Genomic DNA, 17,926 nt, shown 5'->3' on the forward strand with positions numbered 1-17,926 from the left:
GGCTGCAGACTTCATGAAGATCCACAAGTACGACACCGTCATCGTCGGCGCCGGCGGCGCCGGCATGCGCGCCGCCATCGAGGCGACGAAGCGCAGCCGCACCGCCGTGCTGACGAAGCTCTACCCCACCCGCTCCCACACGGGCGCCGCGCAGGGCGGCATGGCCGCCGCGCTGGCCAACGTGGAGGAGGACAACTGGGAGTGGCACACCTTCGACACGGTCAAGGGCGGTGACTACCTGGTCGACCAGGACGCCGCGGAGATCCTGGCGAAGGAGGCCATCGACTCGGTCCTCGACCTCGAGAAGATGGGCCTGCCGTTCAACCGCACCCCCGAGGGCCGCATCGACCAGCGCCGCTTCGGCGGTCACTCCCGCAACCACGGCGAGGCCCCGGTCCGCCGGTCCTGCTACGCCGCGGACCGCACCGGCCACATGATCCTCCAGACGCTGTACCAGAACTGCGTCAAGGAGGGCGTGGAGTTCTTCAACGAGTTCTACGTCCTGGACCAGCTGCTGGCCGAGGTCGACGGCAAGAAGGTCTCCGCCGGCGTCGTCGCCTACGAGCTGGCCACCGGCGAGATCCACGTCTTCCACGCCAAGTCGGTCATCTACGCCTCCGGCGGCACCGGCAAGTTCTTCCGCGTGACCTCCAACGCGCACACCCTCACCGGTGACGGCCAGGCGGCCGTCTACCGCCGGGGCATCCCGCTGGAGGACATGGAGTTCTTCCAGTTCCACCCGACCGGCATCTGGCGCATGGGCATCCTCCTCACCGAGGGCGCCCGCGGCGAGGGCGGCATCCTCCGCAACAAGCACGGCGAGCGCTTCATGGAGAAGTACGCGCCGGTGATGAAGGACCTCGCCTCGCGTGACGTCGTCTCGCGCTCCATCTACACGGAGATCCGCGAGGGCCGCGGCTGCGGTCCCGAGGGCGACCACGTCTACCTGGACCTCACCCACCTGCCGCCGGAGCAGCTGGACGCGAAGCTCCCGGACATCACCGAGTTCGCGCGCACCTACCTCGGCATCGAGCCCTACACGGACCCGATCCCGATCCAGCCCACCGCGCACTACGCCATGGGCGGCATCCCCACCAACGTGCAGGGCGAGGTCCTCGCCGACAACACCACGGTGGTCCCGGGCCTGTACGCGGCCGGCGAGGTCGCCTGCGTGTCCGTGCACGGCGCCAACCGCCTGGGCACCAACTCGCTGCTCGACATCAACGTCTTCGGCAAGCGGTCCGGCATCGCGGCCGCCGAGTACGCGCACTCCGCCGACTACGCGCCGCTGCCGGAGGACCCGGCCGCGTTCGTGCAGTCCGAGGTGGAGCGCCTGCGCAACGCCACCGGCGGCGAGCGGGTGGCCGACATCCGCCGCGAGCTGCAGGACACCATGGACGCCAACGTCATGGTGTTCCGCACCGAGCAGACGATCAAGGCGGCGCTGGAGAAGATCCAGGAGCTGCGCGAGCGCTACAAGAACGTCGCGATCCAGGACAAGGGCAAGCGGTTCAACACCGACCTGCTCGAGGCCATCGAGCTGGGCAACCTGCTGGAGCTGGCCGAGGTCATGGCCACCTCCGCGCTGGCCCGCAAGGAGTCCCGCGGCGGTCACTACCGCGAGGACTACCCGAACCGCGACGACGTCAACTTCATGCGCCACACCATGGCGTACCGAGAGGTGGCCGAGGACGGCTCGACGAGCATCCGTCTCGACTACAAGCCGGTCGTCCAGACCCGCTACCAGCCGATGGAGCGTAAGTACTGATGGCAACCCCGACCATGGAGAAGTCCTCCGACGCCCCCGAGGCCGGTTTCGGCGACTCCCCCTTCATCACGGTCACCTTCCGCGTCCGCCGGTTCAACCCGGAGGTCTCGGCCGAGGCCGAGTGGCAGGACTTCCAGATCGAGATGGACCCGAAGGAGCGCGTGCTCGACGGTCTCCACAAGATCAAGTGGGACCTGGACGGCACGCTGACCTTCCGCCGCTCCTGCGCGCACGGCATCTGCGGCTCCGACGCCATGCGGATCAACGGCAAGAACCGCCTGGCGTGCAAGACGCTGATCAAGGACATCAGCCCCGAGAAGCCGATCACCATCGAGGCGATCAAGGGTCTGACGGTCCTGAAGGACCTCGTCGTGGACATGGAGCCGTTCTTCCAGGCCTACCGCGACGTGATGCCCTTCCTGATCACGAAGGACACCAACGAGCCGACGCGCGAGCGCCTGCAGTCCGCCGAGGACCGCGAGCGGTTCGACGACACCACCAAGTGCATCCTGTGCGCCGCGTGCACGTCGTCCTGCCCGGTGTTCTGGAACGACGGCCAGTACTTCGGTCCGGCCGCCATCGTGAACGCCCACCGCTTCATCTTCGACAGCCGTGACGAGGCGGGCGAGCAGCGCCTGGAGATCCTCAACGACCGTGACGGCGTGTGGCGCTGCCGCACCACCTTCAACTGCACGGACGCCTGCCCGCGTGGCATCGAGATCACCAAGGCGATCCAGGAGGTCAAGCGCGCGCTGATCACGCGTCGCATCTGACCCCCGCCGCCGCGAGGCGGAACGCGCACGACGAGGGCCCCGTACCGGGTGGGACGACCACCGGGTACGGGGCCCTCGTCGTGCGGGGTGTGACGTTTTCGCGGGCCGCGGCGCTGAAGGAAGTGGGCCGACTGGTCATCGGCTGTCGCGCGGGCCGGTGTTCCCCCCCGTACACCCGGCCGCGCATCCCGCGCGGGCGGGGCACGTTCCCCCTGCCCCGCCCGCGCACCCCTCCCCGCCCCGCGGTGCCGCCGGCGGTGCCGGTCAGCCGTGCACGACGACCTTGTCGCCCTCCCGCACCGCGGCGTACAGCCGGGCGATCAGGTCCTCGTCCCGCACGTTGACGCAGCCGTGCGAGGCGCCCGCGTAGCCCCGCTCGGCGAAGTCCGGCGAGTAGTGGACCGCCTGGCCGCCGCTGAAGAACATCGCGTAGGGCATCGGCGAGTCGTAGAGCGTCGAGACGTGGTGCCGCGACTTCCAGTAGACGCTGAACACGCCCTCACGGGTCGGCGTCGCCACCGAGCCGAAGCGGACCGGCATGTGGGAGAGCGTCCGGCCGTCGACCATCCAGCGCAGGGTGCGGGTCGTCTTGTCGATGCACAGCACCCGCCCCTTCCTGCAGCGCTCGTCGGGCGGGCCCGGCTCCTGGCCGCCCATCAGATACAGGTCCCACTGCCCCGGTTCGGCGGTCATGTCCAGCAGCCGCTGCCAGCTGACGGAGTCCATCCGCCCGGTGCTGGGCAGACCGCGCTTGTCCTGGAAGCCCTTCACCGCCTCCTCGGTGGCCCGGTCGTACACCCCCGTGGGCCCCTCGAACAGCCAGGCGATCTGCCGCAGCCGGGCCTGGACCTCCCGGACGTCGCGCCCCCGGTCGCCGGGGGACCACAGGACCTTCGCCGGGGCGGGCGGGGGCGCGGACGGCGTCGCCGGCCCGGACGGCCCCGACGGGCGGGACGACGGGCCGGAGGGGGCCGGGGAGTTCGGCGGGAGGGCGCTCCGGGTCGGCGAGGGCCCGGGAGCGGTCGTCGCAGGGGAGGACCCGGCGGGCGGGGGAGCGGCGGGGGCGCCGGTCCCGGTGTTCCTGTCGTCCGCGGTGACCCGGGTCCACGCCGGTTCGCTGCCCGGCTGCACCGTGCACCCCGCCAGCGCCGCCGTCACGGCCAGCGCGGCCGCGCCCCACGTCGTCGTTCCGCGTCTTCCCATCCTGCCGACCCCCGTCGCTCCCGCGCCCAGTTCCGTGCCGTTTCCGTCATGCTCCCCGCCCCGGGGCCCCGCCGAACCAGGACCCGCTCCAGCGGTTTGTGAGCAAGCTCCCAGCGTGTGCCCCTCCACCGCTCGAGGGGGCGCCGCTACAGTCCGTGGCAGGACCCCCCTTTACCAGCGAGTAACCACCCCAACGGCCCCATCCCAGCAAGGACGCGGAGGAACATTCCATGGCGCGCGAGTCGGAGTCCGGACTGCCCATCGAGCCGGTCTACGGGCCCGGCGCCCTGGAGGGCTGGGACCAGGAGGAGAAACTCGGTGAGCCGGGATCGTACCCGTTCACCCGCGGCGTGTACCCCTCGATGTACACCGGCCGTCCCTGGACCATGCGGCAGTACGCCGGCTTCGGCACCGCCGTGGAGTCCAACCAGCGCTACAAGCAGCTGATCTCCAACGGCACCATGGGCCTGTCGGTCGCCTTCGACCTGCCCACCCAGATGGGCCACGACTCGGACGCCCCGATCGCCTCCGGCGAGGTCGGCAAGGTCGGCGTCGCCATCGACTCCGTCGACGACATGCGGGTCCTGTTCGACGGCATCCCGCTGGACAAGGTGTCCACGTCGATGACGATCAACGCCCCCGCCTCGCTGCTGCTCCTGCTCTACCAACTCGTCGCCGAGGAGCAGGGCGTGAGCGCGGACAAGCTCACCGGCACCATCCAGAACGACGTGCTCAAGGAGTACATCGCCCGCGGCACGTACATCTTCCCGCCCAAGCCCTCGCTGCGGCTGATCGCGGACATCTTCAAGTACTGCAAGGCCGAGATGCCGAAGTGGAACACCATCTCCATCTCCGGCTACCACATGGCGGAGGCCGGCGCCTCGCCCGCGCAGGAGATCGCCTTCACCCTCGCCGACGGCATCGAGTACGTCCGCACCGCCGTCGCCGCCGGCATGGACGTGGACGACTTCGCGCCCCGGCTCTCGTTCTTCTTCGTGGCCCGCACGACCATCCTCGAGGAGGTCGCCAAGTTCCGTGCCGCGCGCCGGATCTGGGCCCGGGTGATGCGCGAGGAGTTCGGCGCGAAGAACCCCAAGTCGATGATGCTGCGCTTCCACACCCAGACCGCGGGCGTGCAGCTCACCGCCCAGCAGCCCGAGGTGAACCTGGTCCGCGTGGCCGTGCAGGGCCTGGCCGCGGTCCTCGGCGGCACCCAGTCGCTGCACACCAACTCCTTCGACGAGGCCATCGCGCTGCCCACCGACAAGTCGGCCCGCCTCGCCCTGCGCACCCAGCAGGTGCTGGCCTACGAGACCGACGTGACCGCCACCGTCGACCCGTTCGCCGGCTCGTACGTCGTCGAGAGGATGACCGACGACCTGGAGGAGCTGGTCGTCGAACTGATGGGCAAGGTCGAGGAAATGGGCGGCGCGGTCGCCGCCATCGAGCGCGGCTTCCAGAAGTCCGAGATCGAGCGCAGCGCCTACCGGATCTCCCAGGAGACCGACTCCGGCGAGCGGGTCGTGGTGGGCGTCAACCGCTTCCAGCTCGACGAGGAGGAGCCCTACGAGCCGCTGCGCGTCGACCCGGCCATCGAGGCCCAGCAGGCCGAGCGCCTGGCCCGGCTGCGCGCCGAGCGCGACCAGCCGGCCGTCGACGCGGCGCTGACGGCCCTGAAGAAGGCCGCCGAGGGCGACGACAACGTGCTCTACCCGATGAAGGACGCCCTGCGCGCCCGCGCCACCGTGGGCGAGGTCTGCAACGCGCTGCGCGAGGTCTGGGGCGCCTACGTCCCGACCGACGCCTTCTGACGGGCCCGGCCCCTCGGCGGGAACTTCACGACGGCCTCCACGACGGCCTCCACGACGGCCTTCACGACGGCGCACGACGGCGCACGACGGCCGGGTGACGGGAGCGGCGGATTCGTCCTCCCGTCACCCGGCCGTCGTCCTGAGTTCCCATCATTCGCCCTCCCGCCGGGACTCATTCACCTCCGCGCCGCTTTTCCTTCCTAGCTTGCTCACAGGACCCATCCGCCCCGGAGACCTTCGAGGGCGCGGCAGCGAGCGGGAGTGGCATGACGGTGGTCGAGGAGAGACGTCCGGGCACCCGGGGCGCGGGGCGGTTGGAGGACTGCCTGGCCGCCTGCGCGGTGCACAGCGGCAAGTTGGTCGGCACCGTCGACCCCCGGCGGGTCGAACTCGCCGAGCGGCTGCGCCGGCTGATGGCCCTGTGGAGCACGCGGCCCGCGGCCGGAACGGCGCCGCAGGGACCGTCCGGCGCGGCCGCGGTGCTCAAGCGGGTGGTCAAGGGCGGTGGCGGCGGGACCCGGCTCGGCAACGACGTGCTGGACGCCCTGGTCTCCGTGGCCGACAAGGCGCTGCACTGCGGCTACGACGACGAACGGCGGCTCGCCGAGCTGATCAGCGGCACCGTGGTGGGCCTGCGGGAGAACTCCCGGGCCGGCTGGCGGCTGCGCGCCCGGGTGCTGGAGGCCATGGGCGACGAGACCGCCGCCGTGGAGGCGTTCGAGCGCTACCTGTCGCTCACCGCGAACGACGGCACCGGCGTCGCCGCGAAGATCGCCGGCATGCGGTTCGCCGCCGAGCGCGAGGGGGAGCTGCTGGAGCTCCTCGGCCGTGACTGCCCGGCCGCGAAGGACGTCCCGGCCCGGCCCGTCACCGAGCTGTGGGACGAGGGCCTGGAACTGCGCGCCCGAGGCGGCGAGGAGGAGGCGAGGCCGCTGCTGGTCGCCGCGCTGCTGGAGCACGCCCGGTCCGGGGCGCCGGTCGCCGACCGGCAGGACCTGCTCGCCCAGTACCTGGACCTGCGGGTCCGGGACGCCCGTGCCGACGGCGACCCGGCCGCGGTCGGCCACCTCGCCACGACGGCCCGCCTGTGGGCCGACCAGCACCGCGCGCGCCGCCGCGGCCCGGTCGCCGACCCCACGATGGGCGACGTGGAGTGGATCGGCCTCGGCGAGTTCCGCAACATGATCGCCGGACGCTCGGTGTGCCTGGTCGCCAACTCCGGCCGGGTGGCCACCGGTTCCCTCGGCCGGGAGATCGACGACTACGACCTGGTCGTGCGGTTCAACTCCTTCCGGCTGGAGCCCGCCCACACCGGCACCCGGACCGACATCCACGTCAGCATCCACAAGCACGGCTTCAACTGGGAGAAGCCGGTGACCACCCGCCTGGTCCTCGGCGGGCTCTCCCACGAGTGGAAGTACTCGCTGCGCAACCGCCTGGTGCCCGGCGCCCAGCAGTACCTGGGCGACGAGTCGCTGCGCTGGCCGCTGCGCAACGTCGGCAAGGTCGGTCCCGAGGCCTGGCCGGCCATCCCCACCAGCGGCTTCAACATGCTGTGGCTGCTGGACTTCCTGGACGTCAACCCGGTGATCGACCTGATCGGCTTCGACTTCTACGAGAGCGGCGCCTACCGGGTCGAGGCCGCGATGAAGCTGCCGATCACCACCGTCCACGAGTACACCAGCGAGAAGGACTGGGTCCTGGAGCGGGCCCGGCGCGTGACCGACATGAGGATCTCCCTGCGATGACCGCCACCTTCCCCGACCGGGCCGCCGCGTCCGCCCAGCCGTCGCAGACCCTCGCGCCGCCCGACACCGCCGCCCACGCCCTCACCGGCCGGCGCCGCATCGCCTTCGCCTCGTACGTGGACGAGAACTACCTCCCCGGGTTCCTGACCCTGCTGCGCAGCCTCGCCCTGACCAACCCGGGCGTGTGCGAGGACTTCGTCGTGCTCCACGACGACCTGCGGCCCGCCTCCGTCGCCCGGATCCGCGCCCTGCACCCGCGGATCGTGCTGCGCCGGGTGAACGCGGACCACTACGACTCCTACGCCAAGGGCGACCAGCACAACTACCTCGTCCGCAAGGCGTACTTCATCCTCGACGTGTTCCGCATCCGGGACTACGACACGGTGATCACCCTGGACACCGACATGGTGGTGCTCGGGGACCTGGGCGAGCTGCTGCGGCTGCGCGAGGGCATCGCCGCCGTCCCGCAGTTCTTCCACGGGCGGCACAAGCTCAACTCCGGCCTCCTGGTCGTCCAGCGGGAGTACCTGTCCGACGCGTTCTGCGCCCGGCTCGACGAGACCGGCCGCACCGGCGCCTACGAGCTGGACAAGCACGACCAGGGCATCCTCAACGCCGTCCTCGACGGCGGCTTCGTCCGCCTCGACGCCCGCTACAACTTCGTCAAGCGGCGGCTCTCCGGCGACCTCGAGGTCCCCGAGGACGTGGCGGTCCTCCACTTCACCGGCCGCCACAAGCCCTGGCAGGGCGGCGAGGCCGGCTACGGGCGGGGGGAGGAGCGCTGGCACGCCTACGACATGGGCGACGACGAGTTCCGCGCCGCGTTCGCCGCGCTGCCGGCCGCCGAGACCCACCACGACCTGCTGGTCCACCTCGGCACCGCGCACGTGGCCCGCACCGGTGACGTGGAGACGGCCCGCAAGGTCGCCCTCGCGCACATCGCGGCGGGGGAGTACCAGGAGGCCGTGGACGTCCTCGGCCGGGTCGAGTTCCCCGTGCGGGACGCCTGGAGCCACGAGGTGCTGGGCCAGGCGCTGATGAGCGTCTCCCGGTACGAGGAGGCCCGCACCCACCTGCTGCTGGCCACCGCCGACCCCGGCAGGGCCGCCGTCGCCCACGCCCGGCTGGCGCAGATCGCCTGGGTGCACGGCGACGACGCGGAGGCCCGGCGGTACGCGCTGCTCGGGCTGTCCGTCGACCCGACCCACCGGTCCTGCCGCCTGTGGGCGCAGCGCTCCCGGCCCTCCGCCCCGCTCCCCGGCCAGCAGCAGGGCGCCCCGGAGGACCAGCTGGCGCACGTCGCCTTCTACATGGAGCGCCAGGGCAACGCGGGCGACAAGCTGCTCCCGGAAAGCGTGCGGCTGGCCTTCGGCGCGGACACCACCGCCCGGCGCTGGCACCCCGTCCACGCCCACCGGCTCTTCGACCGGGCCGCCCTGGAGCGGGTCAACGCCCGCCGCGGCCTGGTCATCGGCGGCGGGGGCCTGTTCATCCCCGACACCATGCCCAACGGCGCCAGCGGCTGGCAGTGGAACGTCCCCGACGAGGCGCTCCGCGCGATCGACGTGCCCGTCGTCGTGTACGCCGTCGGGTTCAACGCCTTCGACGGGCAGTCCTACCGGGCCCGCCGGTTCGCCGAGAGCCTGCGCCTGCTGGTGGAACGCTCGGCCTTCTTCGGCCTGCGCAACCACGGCTCCATCGAGAAGGTCCGCGCGATGCTGCCGGCCGGACTGCGGGACAAGGTGCGGTTCCAGCCCTGCCCGACCACCGTCACCCGGCACGTCCTGCCCGGCTGGACGGACCCGGCGCGCCGCGAGGACACCGTCCTGCTCAACGCCGCCTACGACCGCGCGGGGCTGCGGTTCGGCCACGACTACGGCCACTTCCTCGCCGAGATGGCCAAGGCGGTCCGGGCGATCGGCGAGCGGGCCGAGGTCCGGTGCGCGGCGCACTCGCTGGACGACGAGCGGATCGCCTTCGACCTGCGCCGCGAGCACGGCATCTCGCTGCCGGTCGTCCCCCTGTACGACTTCGACAACGACGGGATCAGGGAGACCTACGCGGCCACCCGGCTGGTCGTCGGGATGCGCGGCCACGCGGGGATGATCCCCTTCGGCCTCGGCACCCCGATCGTCAGCCTGATCTCGCACCCGAAGATGGCGTACTTCCTCGCCGACATCGGCCGGCCCGAGTGGGGCGTCTCCGTCCACGACCGGAACCTCGGCGCGGTCCTCACCGAGCGGGCTCTGGGCATCCTCGACGACCACGGGGCCGCCGTCGCCGACGTGCACGGGCGCCAGAACGAGCTGTGGGAGATCACCCGGAGCAACGCCGCGGAGATCAAGGCGCTGCTGGACCGCTGAACCGGCCGCACCGCCGGGCCGGCCGCGCCGCACCGGCGAGCCGCGCCGCGCGACGGCACGAAGAACGGGCCGCCCCCTCTCCTCGCGAGGGGGCGGCCCGCGTTCAGGGGGGGCGGCCGGTCAGCGGCGCAGCGTCCGCCTCAGCGACCTGGCCCGCCGCACCGCCCGCCGCAGCGCGCGGTTGCGGGCGAGGAAGGCGAGCTGGTCCGGGACGCCACCGGGCAGGCCCAGGCTGGTCAGGCGGCGGCGCTTGAAGTAGCGCATCCAGCGCGGGTCCTGGTGCTCCCGCAGGAACGCCTCGGCGGCCGGGCGCAGCGAGGGGTGGATCCGCGCCTGCATCGCGTACCCCACCGCCGTCACCAGCTCGCCGAGCTGCTCGACCGTCATGCCGGGCCGCTGCTCGCGCACCGCCTCGGCGTCCTCCAGGTCGGGCAGCAGGGCGTCGACCACGGTGACCGGGACCCGGTTGCTGTTCTGGTAGGGGGCGAGCCGTTCGAGGAGCAGGGTGGTGCCGGTGCGGGCCACCGGCAGGCCGTGCAGCGCGGACGCGGTGAACAGGGCGGTGGAGAAGCAGCCGGCCACCAGCGCCGGGCGCAGCCGCCGGAACAGCACCTCGGCCAGCATCGGCTCGTCCAGCACCGTCAGTTCGGCGCCCAGGCGCTCGGCCTCCGCCACCAGGGCCTGGTTCCAGGAGGCCGGGGCCGTGGGGTGCGGCTTGAACACGATGCTCCGGTGGCCGAGCGCCACCGCGCCGCGGACCATCCGCAGGTGCAGCTGCTCCTCCTCCGCCGGCGTGAGGATGTTCAGGGCCGCCAGGTACTGGCCGAGCAGCAGCGCCGGCGACCCGGCCGCCTCCGGCGGCGCGTCCTGGCCGGTGGCCAGCTCGTCGAGCACCTTCAGGAAGGCGTCGGTGGGCACCAGTTCGGCCGGCACCCCGAACTCGGTGAGCAGCAGCGGGCGCAGCCCCGGGACCAGGTCCAGGTGGAGCAGCCGGGTGACCCGGGTGCCGACCAGCGGGTCCAGCTTGATCCGGGTGGGCCCGTAGCTCATCAGGCCGTCCGCGTAGACGGTCAGGGGAGCGGCGCCGAAGATCTGGGCGATGCCCAGGGCGGGCTGGGCCTGGATCGACTCCACGGCCAGTTCGACGTCGTCGTCGCCCAGCCGCCAGGCCAGGCGCAGGTGGCGCTCCCACAGGACCGTGTCCTCCGGGCGGGGCGCCCAGCCGGACGGGTGGAACGGGGAGATGGCGCCGTTCCAGGAGACGACCTCGTCGAAGCGCTCGCGGAGCTTCCCGAAGCCGGGCGCCTCGCTCGGCGCGGGGGTGGTCTCCGGCACGGCGGCGTTGTTGGAGACCAGCAGGATCCGGCGGCGGGCCGTGCCGAAGCAGCCCGCGTCCAGGGCGGCGGCCAGGGTGGCGGTGCCGTAGAGGGTCGAGGCGAGGAAGATCTGGGTGGTCATGCGGCTGCTCCCACGGCGGGACGGCGGCGCAGCCGGCGCAGCCGGGTGGCGCGTTCGGCGTCCATGGAGTCCAGGGTCAGGTCGAGTACGTCCTGCGGCATGCGGCGCAGCGCCGCGGCGCTCAGCGCCTTCAGTTTCCGTCCCACCGCCGGCTGGTATCTGCCCTCCGCCTCGGAGGTCAGGTGGTGGCACATCATCGCGCAATACGTGCGGACGACTTTCGGAAGGAAAAGGTCCGCGTCCCGGTCCTCGGAGGTCTCCGCGATCACCTGGTCGAATGCGCGCAGGAAATCGAGTTGCCGCTCGTCACCGATCTGGGTGAGCGAGGAGGCCACTCCGCGGCGGTAGAAGACGCCGTACATGTCGAGCACCGCGAAGGATTCCGCCTCCCGGTGCAGCCGCCAGGTCCACAGCCGGTCCTCGCAGGTGTGCAGACCCTCCACGAAACGCAGCAGTCCCCGGTCGTCGAGCCGGCGGTGGTAGACGTCGGCCCACACGAAGGGGTAGTCGACGGAGGTGGAGCGGTCCGCGGGCAGGATCGCCTCCCGCGGACTCGTCACCACGTTCCGCGGGCCGTGCGGCACCCGCTGCACCACCCGTTCGCGGCCCGTGGAACGGACGTGGTCGGTGCGCACGAAGTCGCAGCCCAGCTCGTCCATGGCCGCGATCAGCCGCCCGTAGTGGCCGGGCGCGAGCCAGTCGTCGCCGTCCAGGAAGGTGAGGTACTCGCCGCGCGCCGCCTCCAGGCCGGTGTTGCGGGCGGCGGCGATGCCCCGGTTGCGCTCGTGCCGCAGCAGCCGCGCGCCCGGCAGGTCGCGCTCCGCCCTCTCGAGCAGCGCCGGGGTGTCGTCGGTCGAGCAGTCGTCGACCAGGAGGAACTCGACGTCGGACCGGGCGTTGGCCTGCAGGCTCCTCAGGGTGTCGGGCGCGTACTGCCGCACGTTGTAGAAGGGGACGATCACAGAGAGCTTGACCACGCCCCCGACGCTAGGCGCTCGCCCGGCACGGCCCCTTACCCCTCGATGTCCAACGGGTGAACGAGGACCGGAAATCATGTGAACCACGTTTTCCGGAATGCCGCATACCGGCCTCCCACCGGCCGATTGGTTTTTCGTCGTCCTTCTGTTCACCCTTTGTTGCCGTGCGGTTGGGCCGCGCCTCGGAATGCGTTCCTAGCGTTTCCGGCGTGCCAGCAAGTACCGCAGAAAACGCAACCGCCGGGGCCTTGAGGGTCGCGGTCGTCGCGGACTCCGACACCCGGTGGAAATGGGGCGCGCTCACCGCGCGGCGCCTCGCGCCCGCCGGCCGGGAGATCCGCCTCGACGGCCACCTCCTGCGCGGCCGCGCCACCCCCACGCCCCGCCAGCTCGCCGAGGTCGGCGTCGAGGCCGACTCGCTCCGCGAGGTGAGCGCGGTCGAGTTCCTCCGCGCGGTCTCCGAGGAGCCGTACGACGTGGTGGTGCTCGCCCTGGTGGGCGGCGGTGTCCAGGCCATGCTGCACGGACTGCGCCACGCCTGGGGCGCCGGCGGCGGGAGCCGCCGGCCGGTGGTGATCACCGGGTACGTCGGGATCGTCTACGAGAAGCTCGCCGACGGCCTGCTGCTGCGCCACGGCGCCGACCTGGTGCTCGCCAACTCCCGCCAGGACGCGGACCGCTTCCGCGCCGTCTACGAGGGCGTGGGCGCCGACCCGGACGCCGTCACCGAGGTGGCCCTGCCCTTCCTCGGCGGCGAGCGGTACAGCGGGGGCTCGGGCGGGAGCGGTGAGCGGCCGTACACCGTGGTGTTCGCCGCCCAGCCCTCCGTCCCGGAGTCCCGCAAGGACCGGACGTACCTGCTGGAGCGGCTCGTCGGCCACGCCCGCCGGCACCCCGAGCGCGAGGTGCTGCTCAAACTGCGCTCCCGGCCGGGCGAGCACACCACCCACATCGAGGAACTGCCCTACCAGAAGCTGGCCCAGCGCCTGGAACTCCCCGCCAATTTCCGCCTGGTCTACGGGCACATGGGCGAGGTCCTGGACCGCACCGACCTGCTGGTCACGGTCTCCTCCACGGCAGCGCTGGAGTCCCTGCACCGCCGCATCCCCACCGCGGTCCTCACCGACCTGGGCGTGCGCGAGGCGCTCGGCAACCACCACTTCACCGGCTCCGGCATCCTCGCCTCCTTCGACCAGCTCGACGCCGGCCACCTGCCGGTGCCCGACGAGGAGTGGCTGGCCCGCCAGGGCGTCGCCGCCGACGGCGGCTACGAGCACGCCTTCGACGCCGCCCGCGAGCGCCTGGGCAAGCTGCTCCGGGCCCCGCAGCTGCCGCCCCTCGCCCCGTACTACACGCACCACACGGCGCCCGGCTACCTGCCCGGCATCCTCGCCCGCCACCACCTGGCCCCCGACGGCGCCCCGCTGCCCGGCGCGCCCGTCGCCGACCGCGGGCCCGGCCCCGTCCGCCGGGTCGTCCGGCAGACCGCCCGCGGCGCGTACCGGCACGGCGTGCAGCGCGTGGCCCCGCTGATCCGACGACTGGGGGAGCTGTGACCTCCGCGACCACCACCACCTCCGCGACCGCCGCCTCCGCGACCGCCGCCTCCACCGCCCGGGGGCGCCGCGTCCTCGCCGTGATCCCCGCCCGGGGCGGCTCCAAGGGGGTCCCCGGCAAGAACCTCGCCGAGGTGGCCGGCGTCCCGCTGGTCGCCCGTGCGGTCCGCGCCTGCCTGGCCGCCCGCCTGGTCACCGACGTGGCGGTCTCCACCGACGACCCCGCCACAGCGTCCGCGGCCCGCGCCGCGGGAGCGGTGGCGGTCATGCGCCCCGCCGCCATCGCCGGGGACACGGCGACCTCCGAGTCCGCCGTCCTGCACGCCCTGGACGCCCACGAGGCGCTCACCGGCCACCCGGCCGACGTGGTCCTCCTCGTCCAGTGCACCAGCCCGTTCCTCACCCCGGCCGACGTCGACGGCGTCGCCGCCGCGGTGGTGGAGAACGGCGCCGACACCGCGGTCACCGTCGCCGCCTTCCACGGCTTCGTCTGGCGCGACGGCGCCGGGGAGGACGCGGGGGGACACGGCGTGAACCACGACAAGTCCTTCCGGCCGCGCCGCCAGGACCGTCCCCAGGACCTCCTGGAGACCGGCGCCGCCTACGCCATGGACGCGGCCGGGTTCCGCGCCCACCGGCACCGCTTCTTCGGCCGCACCGACCTGGTCCGCACGGACCCGGCACGGGTGCTGGAGATCGACGATCCGCACGACCTCGCCCGCGCCCGCGCGCTGGCCCCGCTCCTCGACCAGGACGGCGGCACCGCACCGGACACGGCAGGTCAGCACCACCCCAACCACGTAAGGAAGTTCCCCCTCATGAGCACCAACCCCCGCCTGCGCTCGTTCGGTTCGCGGCTCGTCGGTCCCGGCCAGCCGGTCTACGTCACCGGTGAGATCGGCATCAACCACAACGGCGACCTCGACAACGCCATCAAGCTGATCGACGCGGCCGTGGAAGCCGGCTGCGACGCGGTGAAGTTCCAGAAGCGCACCCCGGAGATCTGCACCCCGCGCGACCAGTGGGACATCGAGCGCGACACCCCCTGGGGCCGGATGACCTACATCGACTACCGCCACCGCGTCGAGTTCGGCGAGGACGAGTACCGCGCCATCGACGCGCACTGCGAGGAGCGCGGCATCGACTGGTTCGCCTCCCCGTGGGACACCGAGGCCGTCGCCTTCCTCGAGAAGTTCGACCTCCCGGCCCACAAGGTGGCCTCCGCCTCCCTCACCGACGACGAGCTGCTGCGCGCCCTGCGCGGCACCGGCCGCGCCGTCATCCTCTCCACCGGCATGTCGACGCCGCAGCAGATCCGCCACGCCGTCGAGGTCCTCGGCTCCGAGAACATCGTGCTCTGCCACGCCACCTCGACCTACCCGGCCAAGGCCGAGGAGCTCAACCTGCGGGTCATCAACACCCTGCAGCAGGAGTACCCGAACGTCCCGATCGGCTACTCCGGCCACGAGACCGGCCTGCAGACCACGCTCGCCGCGGTCGCCCTCGGCGCCGTCTTCGTCGAGCGCCACATCACCCTCGACCGCGCCATGTGGGGCTCCGACCAGGCCGCCTCCGTGGAGCCGCAGGGCCTGACCCGCCTGGTGCGCGACATCCGCACCATCGAGGCCTCCCTCGGCGACGGCGTCAAGAAGGTCTACGAGTCCGAGATCGGCCCCATGAAGAAGCTGCGCCGCGTCCCCGGCGTGATCGCCGAGGCCGCCGCCGAGCAGGTCCCGGCCGCGGTCTGACCGCACCCCCAACCCCCCACCGACAGGACGGCGGAACGCCCATGAGCACCGTGAGCCCGCGCACTCTCGCCTTCGTCGAGAGCCCCGTTCAGCTGCTCAACACCCTCGAATGGGCGGCCCACGCCCAGGAGAGGGGCATCTGCCTCGTCGTCCTGTCGCCCACCGACCCGATGAGCCGGGGCCAGCTGCGGCGGATGTCCGAGCTGGCCCGGCGGGAGGGTCACGAGGTCCGCTGGGAGGAGGCCCGGGGCGGCGCCTCGGCCCCCTTCCGGACCGTCGGGGGGCTGGCCGGCCCGCTGCGGCGGGCCGAACGGATCGTCATAGGGGACCCGTTCTCGCGGTACGTCCAGCTGCTGCTGACCATCACCCCCACACGGGACCTGGTGGTCGTCGACGACGGCACCGCCACCATGGAGTTCACCGCGCAGGTCGCGCGGCGCGAGCCCCTGGTGCGGTGGCACCGGCGCGGGGCGCGGCCCTCGCCGCGGGAGATGGTGCTGGCGCCGGTCTCCCGCTCGGCGCGGCGGCGGCTGACGCCGGGGGACCGGCGGCAGGTGGAGATCTTCACCTCCATGCCGCTGGCCGAGATCCCGGCCGACGCCGTCGTCACCGCGAACGACTTCGCGTGGACCCGCGCCGCCTTCGGGCCGCCGGCCGTCACCTCCGGGGCCGACCTGGTGGGGACCTCGCTGGTGGAGACCGGCGTCGTCGACGTCGACGCGTACCTCGCGGCGGTGGGGCGGCTGGCGCGGGAACACGGGGTGCGGCGGTACTTCGCGCACCGGCGCGAGAGCACCGAGAAACTGCACCGGCTCGCCGGGGAGGCGGAGCTGGAGGTGGTGCGCCCGGACCTGCCGCTGGAGCTCATCGCGCGGCGCGGGCCGATCGCGCGGACGGTGCTGTCCTTCCCGTCCACGGTGCTGCACACGCTGCCGCTCGCGCTCGCCGGCACGGGGGCGCGGGTCGTCGGGTGCGACATCGACCCCGAGTGGCTCACCCACCGGGCCTCCCCCCGCGCCCAGGGCTTCCTCAGCGGCGTCACCCTCGCCGCCCGCGACATCCACCGCCTCACCCCCGGCCCCACCCCCCTCTGACCTCCGCCACATCCCTCCGCCGCCCCCGCACGGTGAAGGCCCCCACCTCTTCCACGGGGCGGGCGGGTCACGCGGTGGCGGTGCGGCGGTGGCGGCGGGTCGCGGCGATCGCGGCGAGGGCCGCGCCGGCGGCGAGGACGACGCCGCCGCGGGCCCACACCTCGGCCTCCACCTGCGTGGCGAGGACGACACACGACACCGCCCCCAGCACCGGCACCACCGCCGGCGCCCGGAAGTGCCCCACCGTCGACTCCCCCTCGGGATCCCGCCGCCGCAGCACCAGCGCCGCCGTGTTGACCACGAGGAACACGACGAGGAGCAGCAGCACCAGCGTGGAGGCGAGCGTCGCCACGCTCCCGGTGACCGCGAGCAGCATCGACAGCAGCGTCGTCGCCGCGATCGCGGCCCACGGCGTCCGCCGCCGCGGCAGCACCCGCGCCAGCGCCGACGGCAGCAGGCCGTCCCGCGCCATCCCGTAGGCGAGGCGGGAGGACATGATCCCGGTGAGCAGCGCGCCGTTGGCCACCGCGACCAGCGCGATCGCGCTGAACAGCCACCCCGGCACCCCGCCGGCCGCCTTCACCACCTCCAGCAGCGGCCCGCTGGATCCGGCCAGCGTCCCGGTCGGGACGGTCGCCGACGCGACCACGCCCACCAGCAGGTACACCACACCCGCCGTGGCGAGCGCGCCGAACAGCGCCCGCGGGTAGGACCGCCGCGGGTCGCGCGTCTCCTCGGCGACGTTCACCGACGTCTCGAAGCCGACGAACGAGTAGAAGGCGAGCACCGCGCCGGTGAGGAGCGCCGCCCAGGCCCCCTGCTCGGCGGTGCCGAGGCTGCCGAGCCGCGAGGGTTCGGCGTCGCCGCGCAGCATCACCCACGCGCCCAGCGCCACGACCAGCAGCAGCCCGCCCACCTCGATCACCGTGGCGACGACGTTGGCCCGGGTGGACTCCTTGATGCCCCGCGCGTTGACCAGCGCCAGCACCAGCAGGAACACCACGGCGACCAGCGCCACCGGCAGCGTCACGAACTCGGAGAGGTAGTCGCCGCCGAAGCCGCGCGCCAGCGCGCCCACCGAGACGATGCCGGCGGCCAGCATGCAGAACCCGGTGACGAAGCCGGCGAACGGCCCGTACGCCCGGGTGGCGTAGTGGGAGGCGCCGCCGGCCCGCGGGTACTTCGTCGCCAGTTCGGCGTAGGACGCCGCGGTGAGCAGCGCCAGGCCGAGCGCCAGCAGCAGCGGCGCCCACACGGCGCCGCCCGCGTCCGCGGCGATCTCGCCGACCAGGACGTACACACCGGCCCCGAGGGTGTCGCCGAGGATGAAGAAGTAGAGCAGCGGCGTGGTCAGCGCCCGCTTCAGCGGGGTGTCCGGCGCGGTGGGCTGAGCTGGGGAGACGGTCGACATGCCCCTCCATGTCCCC

12 protein-coding genes and 1 pseudogene are annotated in these 17,926 nt (G+C 72.9%); 9 read left to right on the forward strand and 4 right to left on the reverse strand.

The features are described 5' to 3' along the window. Positions 1 to 13: 13 nt before the first annotated feature. On the forward strand, positions 14 to 1,768 hold the full coding sequence (gene sdhA / locus ABZ836_RS01315; RefSeq protein WP_361138228.1) for a succinate dehydrogenase flavoprotein subunit: 1,755 nt from the start codon (positions 14 to 16) through the stop codon (positions 1,766 to 1,768). After that, the gene (locus ABZ836_RS01320; RefSeq protein WP_356128949.1) at positions 1,768 to 2,541 is read left to right on the forward strand and encodes a succinate dehydrogenase iron-sulfur subunit; all 774 of its coding nucleotides are present in this window, start codon (positions 1,768 to 1,770) and stop codon (positions 2,539 to 2,541) included. Before sdhA ends, ABZ836_RS01320 begins: the two co-directional genes overlap by 1 nt. A gap of 264 nt (positions 2,542 to 2,805) precedes the next feature. Here ABZ836_RS01320 and ABZ836_RS01325 read toward each other — a convergent pair whose 3' ends face one another. Continuing rightward, positions 2,806 to 3,744, reverse strand: a complete 939-nt coding sequence (locus tag ABZ836_RS01325; RefSeq protein ID WP_361138230.1) for a L,D-transpeptidase family protein — start codon at positions 3,742 to 3,744, stop codon at positions 2,806 to 2,808. Positions 3,745 to 3,974: 230 nt separating this feature from the next. On the opposite strand from ABZ836_RS01325, the gene ABZ836_RS01330 reads away from it, so the two are divergent. From ABZ836_RS01330 to ABZ836_RS01340, 3 genes are all read left to right on the forward strand, one after another. Then, positions 3,975 to 5,555: a methylmalonyl-CoA mutase family protein gene (locus ABZ836_RS01330; RefSeq protein ID WP_361138232.1), complete on the forward strand. Its 1,581-nt coding sequence runs from the start codon at positions 3,975 to 3,977 to the stop codon at positions 5,553 to 5,555. Positions 5,556 to 5,821: 266 nt separating this feature from the next. Beyond that, complete coding sequence (locus ABZ836_RS01335; protein WP_361138234.1) at positions 5,822 to 7,303, forward strand: glycosyltransferase family 29 protein; 1,482 nt, start codon at positions 5,822 to 5,824, stop codon at positions 7,301 to 7,303. After that, positions 7,300 to 9,666, forward strand: coding sequence for a glycosyltransferase (locus ABZ836_RS01340; protein WP_361138236.1), 2,367 nt, complete (start codon positions 7,300 to 7,302; stop codon positions 9,664 to 9,666). Before ABZ836_RS01335 ends, ABZ836_RS01340 begins: the two co-directional genes overlap by 4 nt. 120 nt (positions 9,667 to 9,786) lie before the next feature. Here ABZ836_RS01340 and ABZ836_RS01345 read toward each other — a convergent pair whose 3' ends face one another. Together ABZ836_RS01345 and ABZ836_RS01350 are read right to left on the reverse strand one after the other, a co-directional pair. Continuing rightward, entirely contained in the window at positions 9,787 to 11,124 is a 1,338-nt protein-coding gene (locus ABZ836_RS01345; RefSeq protein ID WP_356128967.1) for a polysialyltransferase family glycosyltransferase, read from the reverse strand. Beyond that, a complete protein-coding gene (locus ABZ836_RS01350; protein WP_356128970.1) occupies positions 11,121 to 12,101 on the reverse strand; it encodes a glycosyltransferase family 2 protein in 981 nt (326 codons plus the stop codon). The genes ABZ836_RS01345 and ABZ836_RS01350 overlap by 4 nt, the downstream gene beginning before the upstream one ends. Positions 12,102 to 12,349: 248 nt before the next feature. On the opposite strand from ABZ836_RS01350, the gene ABZ836_RS01355 reads away from it, so the two are divergent. The 4 genes and pseudogenes from ABZ836_RS01355 (at position 12,350) to ABZ836_RS01370 (ending at position 16,499) form a co-directional block, all read left to right on the forward strand. After that, positions 12,350 to 13,657 carry a DUF6716 putative glycosyltransferase gene (locus ABZ836_RS01355; protein WP_356128973.1) on the forward strand — a complete coding sequence of 436 codons (1,308 nt, stop codon included), beginning with the start codon at positions 12,350 to 12,352 and terminating at the stop codon, positions 13,655 to 13,657. Positions 13,658 to 13,737: 80 nt separating this feature from the next. Next, positions 13,738 to 14,121, forward strand: a pseudogene (locus ABZ836_RS01360) (NTP transferase domain-containing protein); the annotation flags it as partial. 354 nt (positions 14,122 to 14,475) lie between these two features. Next, a complete protein-coding gene (locus ABZ836_RS01365) occupies positions 14,476 to 15,405 on the forward strand; it encodes an N-acetylneuraminate synthase family protein (RefSeq protein WP_356129216.1) in 930 nt (309 codons plus the stop codon). A 41-nt stretch (positions 15,406 to 15,446) separates the two neighbouring features. Continuing rightward, the gene (locus ABZ836_RS01370; RefSeq protein ID WP_356128976.1) at positions 15,447 to 16,499 is read left to right on the forward strand and encodes a hypothetical protein; all 1,053 of its coding nucleotides are present in this window, start codon (positions 15,447 to 15,449) and stop codon (positions 16,497 to 16,499) included. Between the two features lie 67 nt (positions 16,500 to 16,566). Here the strand turns inward: ABZ836_RS01370 and ABZ836_RS01375 are convergent, their stop codons facing one another. Then, on the reverse strand, positions 16,567 to 17,910 hold the full coding sequence (locus ABZ836_RS01375; protein ID WP_356128979.1) for an APC family permease: 1,344 nt from the start codon (positions 17,908 to 17,910) through the stop codon (positions 16,567 to 16,569). Positions 17,911 to 17,926 lie beyond the last annotated feature (16 nt).

Origin of the sequence: Streptomyces sp. NPDC047130, from assembly GCF_040643475.1 — a bacterium.
Taxonomy (GTDB): Bacteria; Actinomycetota; Actinomycetes; order Streptomycetales; family Streptomycetaceae; genus Streptomyces.